This window comes from Aneurinibacillus migulanus (genome assembly GCF_001274715.1).
In the GTDB taxonomy this organism is placed as follows: Bacteria; Bacillota; Bacilli; order Aneurinibacillales; family Aneurinibacillaceae; genus Aneurinibacillus; species Aneurinibacillus migulanus.
The window spans coordinates 1,827,983-1,842,851 of sequence record NZ_LGUG01000004.1; the positions used below are offsets into that span (position 1 = coordinate 1,827,983).

The window sequence follows — 14,869 nt, forward strand, 5'->3', positions numbered from 1 at the left end:
ACTATCTGACGGACTAGAGTAGGAACCGTCTCACTAGGCCATTTTAGAGGTATCATGAGTTACTTTGCGGTCTATGACAGCAACCCTGTCACTATCCATGTTAAGTAGATTATACAGTAACGTTCATCAAAACAGGTGAGCGTTAAGAAAAATGTAGAGAGCAGTAGAATAAAAGAACGGATTGATAAGAGGAAATATATCCCTCCTGTCGAATAAGTTGACGGGGGGGGTGATTACTTGTTAAGCTTTTTAGATTTAAAGGGACAAAAAGTTAAAGATGTTAACTTCATTGATAAGGGAATGGTTGATGAATCGATAGAGCTTATTTTTGAAAATGATGATAGGATTCAAATTATACTCAACAAAGTTGAACCAGACGCTATCAGATTAATCGATGGAAGAACAATTTCCAAAAGTAATGATTAAGGTCACTCTTCGGAGTGGCTTTTCCTTTTCTCTTTCACAAAACAAACACTACACAACCCATTTTCTTACATATATTTATCCCAATAGGGTAAACCCTATCGATAAGGTTAAATAAGACTATGATTTAAAAAAGTGTCTTCTCAACGAACTAAAATGTCTTTTATACATCACTTTTTGAATGCAGAAATCAAAATATTAAGCTTAATCCTTTTTTTGGTTATATTCTCCAAAGTGGCCCCTCAATCCGCGAATCGTTTCCGTACCCCAGTATCGGAACAAAATCTTTACGCAAAGCCTGTTTTCAAATTGATTTTTCGGCTTTGTGACTGCCAGAATGTTCAAGTTCCGATTACAAAAGTGTAGTAGGAACTTCTGTGAATCGTTGTGGTTACAGCGGTTTTGATACATTTTCCGTTTATTTACATACGTTTGCGGTTTATAACAGCTACGCTGGTACTTGCCCAAATTCCGGGTTTTGTTGATCGATCGGTTTACCATAATGCAAATTATCGGACGTTCTATATATTAAGAATTATTTTGTTTACGGAATAGCTTGTCTGAAAAATCTTCCATAAACCTATAAAAGCCTTCAAGAAGCACACCATCTTTATAGTAAAATTCCTTAACAAGCTCAGTACCTTCTTTTACATATATGTACTTTTCATTAGTTAATGGATGTACCTTTAATTCGATTTCAGCTACTTTTTTCATTTTCTCTGACAAATATTTCATTCTATCAGATAATCTTCGGAATTCAGTCAAATAGTCAACTGAATAACTGCTGTTTAAATCTGTAGATTTATTTTCTTCTAGGAGTTTATTAATTTGTAAGCTTACTTCTTCATCCCTATCTAATAAAAGTAAATTTGTTCTTAAGTAAGTGTCGCTTTGTTCTGCTATTTCGGGTAGTACGGCATTCTTTCTTGTCGCTTGGCCAACTAGAAGAAAAAAAACATCGGTTTTCCATATGTTCTCCCCCTTTTCATATATTTACATATATTCCCATATTACTGTTGCTAATAATTTAAAGAAAGTTATTTAATCTCCGTTATAAACAATACTCTTGGACAAGGCAAAACGGCTATCCAGTTAAGGTTAGAGTAGTGCTTTAATTTACATTTTGAAGACTATCGGACATTCACTGACTAAAATTCTAGTTGGACGATAGATATGTGCACGGGCCGTTACAGAATCGGACAACCTTTCATAGTATGTAGAAAAAAGAGGGGGGGTGAACAATTATGTTCATATGCAGACCCGGTACTCCTGATCGGACGTTCCTTAACGTACAAAATTCGCGTTTTGTTGGCGAGACACCTACAAGCGTAGTAAAAATCAGTAGAGGTTTGCAAAAGGAATACCTACTTCTACCCTAACTCTTTTTTCATTCTCATATGTAGTGGAATTCAACATCCTAGCGCTAAAATAACCATTCTATATATATCTAAATCAAACAAAGATAAAACTTTTGGGGAATCTATACCCCATTCTATACGGAATCCTGAAGCTGTTTCTATACTGATTTATCGTTGGCAAAAAAATTTTTCAAAAACGATGCCCACTTTGGAAAGTTTGATCGGTATACTGAAATACATTTTTGTTAGGAGGATTGAAATTGAAGAAAAATAACATTATCCATTTTCCAAAACGAAATAAAGATAACTCAAATGAATTTCCTGATTGGGCTGAAGAATCGATAAAGGAATTGTTTGGAGATACTTCGTTGGAAATAATAGAAGTGATTCCATTCGGCAAAGGGATTGATATGGATAGCGTCTTTGCGAATGAAATAGACGATGAGGAGGACGACGTTTTCACACCAGTGGACGGTCATATCCTTTGCAAGCGCTGCGCAACATGGAAGCCCAAAGAATTTTTCCGAAAAGCGAAGAATCCAAAAATCTGCAAACGATGCACAGAAGAGTTCAAACTCATGCCAAAAACCAAATTCGAACTTATTGTATCCGAATCTCACATTCGCATCTTAAATGCTTTGGCTGAGGAGATGATTCCGGATATAGTATTAACACCAGCAGAAAGTTTAGATTTTTTATTAGAAAACATTGAAGAAATCATGTTTCATATTCAACGAAGTGAATGATTGGTCTGCCCTGTTATCCATATGGAAAGCAGGGTTATTTGTGTTTAGTTGAACAGTTTGCGTATTGTAAATCAATCACCCTGTGCCGGGTACTTTTGTTTTGTGCCCTATTTCTTTATTCCTCTACCACTGTAAACTATAAAAAGAAAAAGATTTCCGCTACCCATATCCTGTTCTGGACGGTGGAAACCTTTTTTATTAATTCTTCATTTCATCAAAACAGGAAACACAAATTTTCTTACCCTTGTATGCGATGACGTCTGATGCAGAATTACAGAAGATGCGGGCTGGTTCATATTTTCGTAAGACGATGCACTCTTCATCTACAAAAATCTCTAAGCCATCTCTTTCGGCAATTCCGAATTTACGCCTTAATTCCATTGGCAAAACGATTCTTCCAAGCTCGTCCAATTTACGTATAATTCCAGTAGCCCCCATCCCTAACCCCCTTTTCCTTATTTTTACATAATTTTATAATATAACTCACAAAAAGGATATTGTTTTATGATAAATAAAGCTGAAACCTGACTATATATTTATTTGGGATAAAGAATAAAAGGTGTAGTATCAACGAAAGTAGAAAACATGCACTAAACAAGGTAGTAAAAATAAGCAATCCAGTGAAAAACGGAGAGCACATACCAGGCAAAAACACCATTTGCTTGCCTATTTCCCCAAGTATAAAAACCCAGAAAACGGCTGAATTTGGCCAAATTCCGGGTTTTTGTTGTTGGTAAGTTTACCATAAGGAAGATTATTGGACGTTCTCTTTACTCTACTAGTAGGTTCCTATTTCATAAAAGGACTATATAAACCTTTATGCCGTTTTATTAAGGGGCGGGATAAACGAACAACCTTTTTACGACCTTTTACTAAGGATCGGGACAAACGAGTTCGAGTAAAAGCTATCCCTACAGGAACTTTTCCAACGGGGATCGTATCAATGACACGATTCGATTGCATATTAATGACTGAAACGGTATTAGAGAGGTTATTCACCACATAGACTCGTCTTCCATTGGATGTAATTCCCATATCACCAGGACGTCTTCCAACCGGTACCGTGGCAATAACCCGGTTCGATTCCGTGCTGATTACTGAGACGGCATCGAATCTGGGATGCGTTACATAGAAACGTGCTCCATTTAGAGTCATTACTATCCCCCAAGGAAAAGGAATAGCAGGGATCGTAGCAATGACACGATTCGACTGAGTATTAATTACTGAAACGGTCTCGAAGGATACATCTAAGACATAGACACGCCTGCCATTTGGAGTAATCGCTAAATCTCCAGTACCCCTAACAGGTATCGTGGCAATCACTCGATTCGATTGCGTATTAATTACTGAAATGGTACTAGGAAGTACATTTGTTACATAGACACGCCTGCCATTTGGAGTAATCACTATATTGTCAGGAAGCTCTCCAACAGGGATCGTAGCAATCACTTGGTTCGATTGCGTATTGATTACCGAAACGGTATTGGATTCTGAATTCGTTACATAGGCTGTAGCCAATTTTCCACCTCCATTTTGCAAGTCTTATGATAAAGAATGCAGAATGGGATTGAATGGAATAGGCTACTAAATAAAACAGGCTTGCTGTTATTGTCATAAGCGACATTATTGGACGTTACACTCTAAATTGTATGTATCACATAGGTTATTTACCGTTTCCGATATAACAAAGAGTCATAGAATAATGTATGTAGATCCTTGGCTGCCTTTAGAATATACATCCAAAGACCTCTTCTGAGTGGACAGAAAAGGTCGCAGGTTCAAGTTCGGCCCCCACAACCATATCATTTATTTCTTAACACGGAGCCGTGGTGAAGTTGGAGTTCACGCTGGACTGTCACTCCGGAGGTCGCGGGTTCGAGTCCCGTCGGCTCCGCCATTTAAAACAATATGGGGGTATAGCTCAGTTGGGAGAGCGCCTGCCTTGCAAGCAGGAGGTCAGCGGTTCGATCCCGCTTACCTCCACCATATCTCCATAAAGCATAAACATGCCGGTGTAGCTTAATTGGCAGAACAGAGGTCTTTTTTACACAACTTGTATTATCAGACATTCCTCCCTCTATAAATTAAATTTTTCCCTTGAATACTCTTGTTTTTTAACATTTCATCTTAGCGTATATTTTTCGTACTTTGTTGGTGGTGCTCCAAAAAGCAAAACAGTTCTAAATACAAGGCGGTTGGCATATGTTGTTATGCTACACGCTACAGCTTCATAAGGAACAGTCTACCCTTCTACCTAACTTGGTAGAAGGGTTTCGTTATTGGTTTTCCCCCTATCATTACCAGGAAAACGGAGAAAGTATAAAACAATAAACTCCGTTGTCCAGATGGATGGCGAGGCTTTTTTGTTTTTCTATGTATAATTCCTTTTCTATGAGGAAATTTAAGATTAGCAATAACCATCATTCTCCATAGGAGGAATTACATTATGGCTCAACAACAAAGCAGAAACCAAATTGTTGCTCCGCAAGCACGTACAGCAATAGACCAAATGAAGTATGAAATTGCTTCTTCGTTTGGTGTACAACTTGGCCCAGATACAACTTCTCGCCAAAATGGTTCTGTTGGTGGCGAAATCACAAAGCGCCTTGTTCAAATGGCGGAACAGCAACTAGGTGGGCGTATTCAGTAATTACTATTCTGCGTTAAAAAGACACACCGTGTTAGAATGACTGCATAACTTATAATTAGGAAAGTCAGCGTTAGGGAACAGTCAAATCCTCCGAGGGAATGCCTTGGAGGTTTTTTTGTTTTGGTAATAATTTTTTCTTTCATTATAGAAAGAGTCGAGCCTACTACTTTAAACGGAAATTACAAGATAATTTGTCTACTTCCTTCTTGCTGCCCTAACGACCTTAATGCTGTTGAGCTCTTTTTTGGTTAATGGTTGCGCATATTTATAATTACCCCTGACATTAATTTTTCGTATGTGTGCGGTTCGCCCACCTGGTTGGGCGACTTGAGTTCGGAAAGCCTGATTGAACCATGACATTGGGAAGGAAATCGAACGAGTGCCAAGGTTAAATCCAGCAAAAGACATCGCTACCGCTTGTGTTCCTCCGAAAGAGGTATCTTGGAGCCACACAACTCCAGAATCACCTTCCGCAAAATGACCTCTGATGATGGTTTGATTTCTAAACTGGATTGTTCCTAATAAATCCCTGTATGGGTCTCCATATCGAACTAGTATATCCGTATTAACCGATTCAACTACCCCAGGTCTCCTTCCAGATGTTCGAGATTCACTGAAAACTCTTGAACCTACGCTAGGGAGTAACACACCCTGAACGGTTCTTCGATCTACACCATATCTTGGATCTAGAAGACGGTTATTGCGAGGAAGGGAGGTAGCAGCATCGAGATAATTGTTTCCGACCCTTCTTAATGGAACAAACTCATGCAAGCGACCAATATGATCGTTTGCTACTGTTCCGCCATCAGCTTGGCCTGGTTGAACAGTAGGCGTAGTATGAAAATTATCTATACTCAAGACATGATTGTTACTAGCAAGAAATAATTGTCCGTCGCGACTGACAATCAGTCCTGCCGTCCCAGCACCACCATTTAATCCCGATACACTATAGCCGGCAGGTACGGGTCGTACTCTTCTCCTATATTCAGCCTGTGTGATCGCTCCCGCTGAGGGAGCTGCCGTTGCGAATGCTGGCCCCGTTGTGATTAGACGCATAGGAACAGGTGTTTTTTTTATGCTAATGGCTGCGTTTAAAGCATTTAACAATCTACGTTTCGCTGCAGGTCCGATTTTATCCGTATAAACATTAATACCTGCCCCTTTATTAGGGTGTTTGGGATCGGCATATCCCACCCCGATTCCGACAATTCCTTTTCTTTTCAACATTCTTTTTGATAAAAATTCTTTCGCTCTGTAGGCCTCATAAAAAGTTGCCACCCAGATCACTCCTTTCTATAGGAGCAGTGTATGCATAAACTTTCGAGCATGAATTGAGCAAAAGCCTAAATTATTCGAGGCTGCTGAAAAAGTCCTCTTATAAAAAAGGTATAATCCCTCAATTTGAACAGTAACCCGAATAATGAACACTTAAAAAAAGTCCGTTATTCGAGTTACTGTCCATAAAATTGAATGGGAGTCATCTTTTTTAATGAATCAATTGAGTTCTTGAGAAAATAACCTTAGATTTTCGGTGGCCTCCGATTATGCCGAGTTTTTGTTTGACCACATAATACTGTTCCTTAAGGGTTGTGGAATTTGGGGCTAGACCTTATCAGTTACGCTTGTATTGGTGTTGGTGTAGTATCCGGGTATACTGGGAAAGTGAAGGAAGAATAAGACGATTAAGCCCCGCTGTCCATATGGATGGTAGGGCTATTTATGTTTAGTTAAATGGTTTACGTATTGTAAATTATCGGACGTTGTACTTCAAATTGGACTTATTCTAGTAGGACAGGCTGCACCATCTATAAAATACGAGAATAAGATAGTAATAATAAAAAAATTAAGTATTAAAAAAGAGAGGTGAACAATTATGTTCTTATGTAGACCCGGTACTCCTGTAATAATATGCCCACCTATCTCGCCGCGTCCAACATGTGTAACGAACACGGCCACATTTACAAATCCTACCCCGATTATCATACCTCTATTCGGTCCGGCTACACCTTACCCATCTAACATTATTGTCTCAGGCTTAACGGGTACAATTAGTAAGGTAACAGTAACACTTAGCAATTTCAGCCACTCCTTTCCAGAAGATGTTGATATCCTACTCGTTGGACCGAATGGACAGCGTGTCATCCTCATGTCGGATGCGGGAGGTGATAATGGTATCACCAACGTGACAATTACATTTGATGACAATGCGCCAAGTACATTGCCAAATGAAGGACAAATCATGTCAGGTGCATTCAAACCAACCGATCCCTTTCCACCACCCGCACCACAAGAAATGTTAAGTGTTTTCAACTCTACAAACCCGAATGGTATATGGAGTCTTTTTGTTGTCGACAACGTGGAAGGGGACCAAGGTAGTATCGCTGGTGGTTGGAGTTTGACGATTACCACTGAAACTTGCTTTACTCGCTTTGGCTGTTAATACCGAATCAAAATAACAGCTCATTTTCTAGGGCCAACTAAGTCTTCTACTTCACAAGGAACAGTCTGCCCTTCTGCCTAATCTGGTAGAAGGGTTTTATTTTGTTGGTAAGTAACATGAGTGGTGCCCCTAATGCTTGGCTGGATTTACCCTTTTTCTGAGAAAGAGATTACACTGTTCTTCTTTCATCACCAAAGCATGTAAATAGTAAATGAAAAGCGAGTGAGTTAAAAAAGCCCCGGCGATTAGCCGGGTTTTCGTTTGACTAGGTAATAATGTTGTTTCTCAAGGTCTATAGAATTGGGGGCTATACCGTTATTGGTGTTGGTGTAGTATCCTAGTATACCGGGAAACCGAAGAAAGAATAAGACGATTGAACGATATGGGAACAAATCAGAAACCTTTCGGGATAAAACGAAAGGTTTCTTTGTTTTATACAAAATAATACCTCGCTGTCTGTATGGATGGCGAGGCTATTTGTGTTTAGCTAAACAGTTTACATATTGTGAATTATTCTATATTTAATAAATTTAATATTTGATGGAACTCATTAATGTTAGTGAATAAGGAGGATACTACTACACCTATACAGGAACGATAACAACAGTGTCGAGGTTTAAAATCCCAATTCGTGCTCCTGCGTTTACTCGAAACTCTAACTCGAAACTCGAGCGCCCTCTCAAAGCGCTTGCAGGGAAGGTGATGCTAAACATTTGGTATCTACTAGTAGGAATGTTTAGAAGCGGAATTACTCTGCCTGGATGTAAAGTACCTAAAAGGCTAACCTGAAGGACACCAGTAGTACTGGGGGAATTAGCAAAAAATATTAGTCTATACCAAGCAGTTGGACCTGGTCGTCCCGGAAATACAAGTTGAGTTAGCGAAGCAGAGCGATTTGGGGCAACTTCAAAACGAGCATGCTGTCTTCCTATGTTAGGTCGAATTCTAGATAAGAAAACATTACCTACATCACGCCAGGGAAAAAACGTAGCATCCTCGAATCCTGCATTTCGAACTTGGGCGATTCTAGCTCTAGTCCGACGTTTAACCATTTCTTTTTTTCTTGTATAGTTAGGTCTTGATTTTTTTGATTTTAATGTAGATTGTTTTCCCCGAAATCTTAATTTGTTGATTTTACATCTAGTAGACATTCTATCACTTCCTTTTTTTCTAGTTATCACAATATATGTAACACCAGTAGGACAAGTGTTAGTTACTTGTATCATTACAAAAAAAGGACCATAAATGGCCTAGTGACATGGCTGGTTCTTTTCGCCATGGCGGTTCTAAACTTAGTAATAGCGATGATTAACTAAAGAACAACCGCTGGGCAAAGGGACGTTAGAAACCACTATCATCATTGGTGAGACAGGATATGCTCAATCAAGGGAGATCGTGGAAGTTCTTGGCTATAACTTGGAGTGGAAGCAAGCAACAAGGGAAGTTATTTTTACAAAGGGAAATAGATAATGACAATGCCCCGCTGTCCATATGGACGGTGGGACATTGTTGTTGCTTTAGTTAAATGGTTTACATGTTGATTACCATCGGACGCTATGGCATGCGGTTATCACTATTTGGATTTGGAGGATGGATAGGATCAGTTGCAGGGCTGTATCCATTTTCTTTAACCAGGTCTTCTGTTCTTCTTAGCTTTCTAACTGGTTTTGAAAAAACAGCATATGCAATAAGACAAATAATTACAACGGCAGAAACCCACCACATCATTATTACCCCATTACATATAAGTCAGTTTTTATTCACCACATCGAACATGAAGAAACTACGAAAAAACTTGGACAGTTTCTATATTTATTCTACTTTGCCGTCTATGACAACATTCCTGCCACTCCCCCTAGTATAAGCGAACGAACCAATACACATTTTTCCTTTTTACACTTTATTGTTTTTAGTCTGTTTATTGTTGATTGGTTCCACATTAGATATAGTTTGTCCTCTGTTTTTTCTCGTTGCTGCTCCAAATATCGGACTATAAGTTAAAAAACGCCACAGTTTTTCCAAAGGACCATATTGAAATTTTCTTATCCATAAAAAACTTAATCCGATTTGAACCCCATAAATTATAACAGCCAAAAAAAGATCTTTTATCATTGAAGCATTTAAATTCATTTTAAATATTTTAACTAAAGTTAAACCGATTAAAGTTTGTAATAAGTAATTAGTAAGCGACATTCGACCTACGTATCCAAAAGGCTTTAAAATTCGCAGAAAGAATTTTCGTTCTAATAACAAAATAAATGTTGAAATATAAAATATCGATAGCGGAATTGCACTAAAAGCAACAATTTCCGAATCTACAAAAGCAAAAGAATCCTCTGGTCTGAATAGAAATTCTCTTAGAATTGCATATAAGGCAGGGATGCTAATTACAAAAGAAACAATCTGGATACTATAAATTAAGTTTAAATTGTTAGATATATTTATAAGTATTTGTTTCTTTCCAGCATAAACTCCTAACAACAACATGATCAATATAGGCATTGAAAACATAGGATCAAAATGAATTCCTATATCAATTTTATTCATCATAATTAGATACACAAGTGTTAATACAAAGGTGAATAGTAAAATAGTTCTTGTTCTTCGTCTATAAAAAGGGATAAGTATAAATCCATATATCGCATACTCTTTTAGGATATCACCTTGCCACATCATCTGATGTATTATGCCAAAAAGTAGTAAAACAAGAAGGCGACGTGTAAACAGAAAATAAATATTTTGTTGCCCCCGGTATTCCGCTCGTGACATAAATATATAAAAACCTAGGCCAAATAAAAAAGAGAATATGGGATAAAATTTTTGTTGAATAAACAAGTCATATAAAAGCCTAATAAAAGCATCTATTCCTAAATAACTAGCTCCAAAATGATTCCGATCAAAACTAGGCATATTAACAAGTAATATACCAAAAAGAGCTACTCCACGTATGATATCAATGGAAGTATTACGTTCGTCCTTATAAATTGATTTTAGATCCATTTCTTCTTCCTTTCTTGAAATTTATCAAATGGCTATTTAGTACCTGTATTTATTACGCGGTAAACCACCTATATAAATTACACTTGATATTTTGACATGGTAGCGTGGTTGGAAGTAGGAAGGTCAGAGAAAGAAGAAGTTGGATGCGCCCTGCGCTCCGATAGAAGAAAGGCCAGCGTGTCTTTTTCCAGCCTCTAATTTTTTCATTCTTTTCTTACCTCTCACCACAAGAATTTGTCGATTTATCAAACCAGATGTATATAGGTCAGTATAAGGCCACTGAAGAAATGTTGACTTTGAATAATCAATAGAAATTTCTATCGATATACAGTAAACGAAAGAAGCTGATTATCTATATAAAGTAGGTAATCAGCTTCTTTTTTTAATTAACCTTTAATTATTTTGTTACATTAAAAACGTATTCAGTATCACTAAACCAACCATCGACTTGCAGCACATATGTACCTGGTGCCGTAAACCATACCATATTGCCTGATGAACCAATATACCTAGTATCTCCTGACACTACACGATAATTTGAACTGGCTAATTCGTATTTGGCGTTTACTTTTAATTGAACACGCTTAGTAACTTCCAAAGGTTCTACTTGTACATTTGTAGCGGGAGATGACTCGTTAATTTCCGGTATCATTGGCGTTGCTGATACAGCAGACATACCTCCTAAAATAGACATAGCGGTCAAAGACATAGCTACTAACTTCTTATTCATCGATTATTTATCCCTTTATTTTGTAAAACCACTATAAAAAGGTAACACATATATTTTGTAGAAGTAAGGGGGATTTTGTCGAAGTCCAAAAAATATATTTTATTCATATTGTTGCAATTTAAATTGTTCACATAAGGCAAGAGATAATGCTTCATGATGACGAGTTTTTTCTGCATTTTAGCGACTGTTTTCCTGATTATTTTTTAGACCGCTTTTTAAATTTTTTGGGTATGAAATTACTCAGCCTATATCTTTTGATTTTTATCACAATGATTTATACATCATAAACCCAGTGTTTTCAATGGATATTTACATAAAAATCATGGGGGTAAACTGTGATGTTTAGTATGGGGTTAACCCCATGGTATAACCCCATACCTTAACTCCGTATATTTCCCCCTATCATTACCGGGACAACGGAGAAAGAATAAAACAATAAACTCCGTTGTCCGTATGGATGGCGAGGCTTTTTTGTTTTTCTATGTATAAATTCTTTCCTATGAGGAATTTTAAGATCAGCAATAACCATCATTCTCCATAGGAGGAATTACACCATGGCTCAACGACAAAGCAGAAACCAAATAGTTGCTCCACAAGCACGTACAGCAATAGACCAAATGAAGTATGAAATTGCTTCTTCGTTTGGTGTACAACTTGGCCCAGATACAACTTCTCGCCAAAATGGTTCTGTTGGTGGCGAAATCACAAAGCGCCTTGTTCAAATGGCGGAACAGCAACTAGGTGGGCGTATTCAGTAATTACTGTTCTGCGTTAAAAAGACACACCATGTTAGAATGACTGCATAACTTATAATTAGGAAAGTCAGCGTTAGGGAACAGTCAGGTCCTCTGAGGAAATACCTTAGAGGATTTTTAATTTTTATGCACAGTAATGAACAGTCGAAAACGAGTATATGTAGGCGTATGGATGGTGGTTTTTTTCGATTACATATCTTGGGTATATTTTCATTCTTTATTCTTCATATTAACGGATGTAGGGGAAGAGGGAGATGGATGCTTTGTTTTTCATAGTGCGAAGCGGAGTGGATGAATGAGTATGACAGAGAAGAAGAGTATAACATTAACTCAATATATCTTAACCATTCACGGAGTACAAATGGGGCAAGATGTCCTCACACTTCCTTCCGATGTCGCAGCAGTAGCAGGTACGGATGGATGGATTTCTGTCATCATCGGTTCGATTATAACCATGATTGTAAGCTTATGTATTGTAAGCATTATGGCAAAGTATCCAGGAGAAACTTTTCTTCAAGTGCTCACGCGATATTTCGGGAAATGGGTAGGAAAAGCTTGCATGATTATCTGGGGACTATATTCCCTTATGTCTGTTATTGTGCTTCTCTACTTTACAGTCGTGGTTCTTCGGGTATCAATTGTGGCTCAAACACCCAGTTATGTATTAGTCTTTCTCTTTATAATCCCTATTTATATGGTTATTCGTAGTGGGGCTCAGATAGTGGGGCGTTATGCAGTGTTTGTTTTTTTCTTTACACTTTGGATGCCGTTATTGTTATTAATATCATTAGGAGATGCACATTCAGTTTTCTTATTACCCATGATAAAAGAAGGGATAGGTCCTATTCTGTACGCAGCCAAAAACACCGTATTAGTATTTTTCGGCTTTGAAATGGCCTTTATTCTTTACCCTTATTTAAAAAACAAACAGATGGCAGCAAGGGGAATTGTGATTGCGAATAGTCTATCCCTCATTCTGTACCTTTTGATTACCCTTGCTTGTTTTTCTTATTTTAGTCCGGATGAGATTACCCAATATATATGGACGACACTTAGGCTGGTAAAACCCATTGAGTTCCCCTTTCTTGAACGGTTTGAGATCATCTTTTTGTCTTTTTTTCTTTACCTTTTTTCAACATCTATTATTCCTTATGCTTTTTCAGTAACAAAGAGTGTAGAGCAAATTTTTGATAAGAAAGATTGGCAGTTACCCATATATATCTTGTTGCTTGGCTTATTTTTCACTTCATTTTTTCATAAGATAAACTATAAGGAGCTTGAAACCTTGCGTACATGGTGGGGCTGGACTGGTATTACTGTTGCCTATGCCTTTCCAGTTGTCCTTTTTTTGTATATCACAGCTCATCAGTATTTGAATAGACAAAGGGCATAGTTTAAAAGCAGGACAAAGAAGTGTCATATGGCTAAACAGAGGTAGAGAGCTATATCGTTAGAATATATAATCGCTATCAGTGAAGGACGAAAAGATTCGAGCATATTGTTTCAAACGGAGAGCGACCCGATATTTCTCTGTTGAAAATGTGCTGACAATGTGATCAGTAAATGAAAAGCGAGTGAGTTAAAAAAGCCCCGGCGATTATGCCGGGTTTTCAATTGCAAACGTTGCAAACCAAATTATTTTTTTACATTGTTTTAACTTTAACGATTTTAATTTCATCTCACATAAAATAAGAGTTATTTAACTTTGTTTTTTGCTATTTACCTATAATACAGTAATCGAATTAAAGTGGAAGTATAGTCAGATACTGAAAACAAGTAGCTGGAATCCCTTAATATACAAGGGGTTTTAGCTCTTTTTGATTTCTCGGAATTGTTATTTGCGAACATTTTGCCCACCTTTAGCATACTAAAGCGATTTTTTTGATATTTTGCACAGCTGTGTTAAAGTTTCGGGCTAAATTTTCTTGCGTAGTAGGGAGTACATGAGAGTAGGTGTTCAATGTAATGCTGATATTTGCATGTCCTTTCATGAAAATTACCTCCTCCATGTGAATGATATGAGTAAACTGCAAAAAGGGAATGTTCGTTCTGTTTTATGGTGAAAAAGAAGAGCCCGAGGGCTAGAAATCAAAAATAGAAAGTTGATGGTTGGTGTTTGGATAGTACACGCTCAAAACTATAAATGCTTCATAAATAAGGATACTTATTTTCAAGTATAAAGTGAGTGTTTTTAGAAGTAGAACACAGTTCATTATAAAATTTTAATATAATTTTATCTTTTACACTTGTTTATGTAGCTCTTAAATTTCCTGCATCTCTTTACTTATTTGGGTCTGGAATAATGAATGACACTATTGTACCTTCGCCTAGTTTGCTATGGATGGACAGGCCTTTACCGTACATTTGCGTCAGACGTCGATTCGTATTAGATAGTCCAATGCCGCTTTTGTCTCTCATCCTCAGATCTAATATTTGTTGAACCTTTTCTTGCTCCATACCTTTGCCGTCGTCCCTTACTTCAAAAAGCGTGGAACCATCCTGACGGGTAATTCGGAACTGTACCACCCTTGACTTGACTAGGAATACCGTGTTTAACGGCGTTTTCGATCAGTGGCTGGATCGTAAGCGGAGGAAGAAGCAAGTCGATGTTTGGATCAACTTCCCATGTGACGAACAACCTGTCTTCGAACCGTTCTTTCTCGATATATAGATAGGCACTAACAAGCTCCAGTTCATGAGAAAGGGTGACCAGTTCCCCCGAGTTCAGGAAATCAAAGCTGACCCGTAAATAAGATGCAAAAGCATC

Annotated in this window: 15 protein-coding genes, 2 tRNA genes and 1 pseudogene; 8 read left to right on the forward strand and 10 right to left on the reverse strand. The window is 37.7% G+C overall.

Going from position 1 to position 14,869, the window contains the following annotated elements; translation table 11 throughout:
- Positions 1 to 237 precede the first annotated feature (237 nt).
- Complete coding sequence (locus AF333_RS10790; RefSeq protein WP_043069127.1) at positions 238 to 426, forward strand: hypothetical protein; 189 nt, start codon at positions 238 to 240, stop codon at positions 424 to 426.
- 525 nt (positions 427 to 951) lie between these two features.
- Here AF333_RS10790 and AF333_RS10795 read toward each other — a convergent pair.
- Positions 952 to 1,158 (reverse strand): hypothetical protein, encoded by a 207-nt coding sequence (locus tag AF333_RS10795; RefSeq protein WP_043069128.1) that lies wholly within the window; start codon positions 1,156 to 1,158, stop codon positions 952 to 954.
- Between the two features lie 883 nt (positions 1,159 to 2,041).
- On the opposite strand from AF333_RS10795, the gene AF333_RS10800 reads away from it, so the two are divergent.
- Complete coding sequence (locus AF333_RS10800) at positions 2,042 to 2,527, forward strand: hypothetical protein (RefSeq protein ID WP_043069129.1); 486 nt, start codon at positions 2,042 to 2,044, stop codon at positions 2,525 to 2,527.
- Between the two features lie 198 nt (positions 2,528 to 2,725).
- On the opposite strand, the gene AF333_RS10805 is transcribed toward AF333_RS10800, so the two are convergent.
- On the reverse strand, positions 2,726 to 2,965 hold the full coding sequence (locus AF333_RS10805) for an AbrB/MazE/SpoVT family DNA-binding domain-containing protein (protein WP_043069130.1): 240 nt from the start codon (positions 2,963 to 2,965) through the stop codon (positions 2,726 to 2,728).
- Positions 2,966 to 3,316: 351 nt separating this feature from the next.
- Positions 3,317 to 4,045: a beta-propeller fold lactonase family protein gene (locus AF333_RS10810; RefSeq protein ID WP_052812426.1), complete on the reverse strand. Its 729-nt coding sequence runs from the start codon at positions 4,043 to 4,045 to the stop codon at positions 3,317 to 3,319.
- A gap of 302 nt (positions 4,046 to 4,347) precedes the next feature.
- Between AF333_RS10810 and AF333_RS10815 the strand changes: the two genes are divergently transcribed.
- From AF333_RS10815 to AF333_RS10825, 3 genes are all read left to right on the forward strand, one after another.
- A tRNA-Asp gene (locus AF333_RS10815) sits at positions 4,348 to 4,424 on the forward strand.
- Between the two features lie 13 nt (positions 4,425 to 4,437).
- A tRNA-Ala gene (locus tag AF333_RS10820) sits at positions 4,438 to 4,513 on the forward strand.
- Positions 4,514 to 4,973: 460 nt separating this feature from the next.
- Positions 4,974 to 5,177: an alpha/beta-type small acid-soluble spore protein gene (locus tag AF333_RS10825; RefSeq protein ID WP_043069131.1), complete on the forward strand. Its 204-nt coding sequence runs from the start codon at positions 4,974 to 4,976 to the stop codon at positions 5,175 to 5,177.
- Between the two features lie 195 nt (positions 5,178 to 5,372).
- On the opposite strand, the gene AF333_RS10830 is transcribed toward AF333_RS10825, so the two are convergent.
- Positions 5,373 to 6,455 carry a chymotrypsin family serine protease gene (locus tag AF333_RS10830; RefSeq protein WP_043069132.1) on the reverse strand — a complete coding sequence of 361 codons (1,083 nt, stop codon included), beginning with the start codon at positions 6,453 to 6,455 and terminating at the stop codon, positions 5,373 to 5,375.
- Positions 6,456 to 7,050: 595 nt separating this feature from the next.
- Here AF333_RS10830 and AF333_RS10835 point away from each other — a divergent pair.
- On the forward strand, positions 7,051 to 7,617 hold the full coding sequence (locus AF333_RS10835) for a proprotein convertase P-domain-containing protein (RefSeq protein WP_043064569.1): 567 nt from the start codon (positions 7,051 to 7,053) through the stop codon (positions 7,615 to 7,617).
- A 1,554-nt stretch (positions 7,618 to 9,171) separates the two neighbouring features.
- Here the strand turns inward: AF333_RS10835 and AF333_RS33580 are convergent.
- From AF333_RS33580 to AF333_RS10850, 4 genes are all read right to left on the reverse strand, one after another.
- Positions 9,172 to 9,342, reverse strand: coding sequence for a hypothetical protein (locus AF333_RS33580; RefSeq protein WP_235496337.1), 171 nt, complete (start codon positions 9,340 to 9,342; stop codon positions 9,172 to 9,174).
- A gap of 168 nt (positions 9,343 to 9,510) precedes the next feature.
- On the reverse strand, positions 9,511 to 10,617 hold the full coding sequence (locus tag AF333_RS10845) for a DUF418 domain-containing protein (protein WP_052811819.1): 1,107 nt from the start codon (positions 10,615 to 10,617) through the stop codon (positions 9,511 to 9,513).
- Positions 10,618 to 10,740: 123 nt separating this feature from the next.
- Positions 10,741 to 10,866: a hypothetical protein gene (locus tag AF333_RS36755; protein ID WP_268753612.1), complete on the reverse strand. Its 126-nt coding sequence runs from the start codon at positions 10,864 to 10,866 to the stop codon at positions 10,741 to 10,743.
- Between the two features lie 148 nt (positions 10,867 to 11,014).
- Entirely contained in the window at positions 11,015 to 11,347 is a 333-nt protein-coding gene (locus tag AF333_RS10850) for a hypothetical protein (RefSeq protein ID WP_043064571.1), read from the reverse strand.
- 554 nt (positions 11,348 to 11,901) lie between these two features.
- Here AF333_RS10850 and AF333_RS10860 point away from each other — a divergent pair.
- The gene (locus AF333_RS10860; RefSeq protein WP_043064573.1) at positions 11,902 to 12,105 is read left to right on the forward strand and encodes an alpha/beta-type small acid-soluble spore protein; all 204 of its coding nucleotides are present in this window, start codon (positions 11,902 to 11,904) and stop codon (positions 12,103 to 12,105) included.
- Positions 12,106 to 12,403: 298 nt separating this feature from the next.
- Positions 12,404 to 13,495 (forward strand): GerAB/ArcD/ProY family transporter, encoded by a 1,092-nt coding sequence (locus tag AF333_RS10865; protein ID WP_235496339.1) that lies wholly within the window; start codon positions 12,404 to 12,406, stop codon positions 13,493 to 13,495.
- Between the two features lie 466 nt (positions 13,496 to 13,961).
- Here the strand turns inward: AF333_RS10865 and AF333_RS36760 are convergent, their stop codons facing one another.
- A complete protein-coding gene (locus AF333_RS36760; RefSeq protein ID WP_255322319.1) occupies positions 13,962 to 14,093 on the reverse strand; it encodes a hypothetical protein in 132 nt (43 codons plus the stop codon).
- Between the two features lie 289 nt (positions 14,094 to 14,382).
- A pseudogene (locus AF333_RS32705) lies at positions 14,383 to 14,869 on the reverse strand (sensor histidine kinase); the annotation flags it as partial.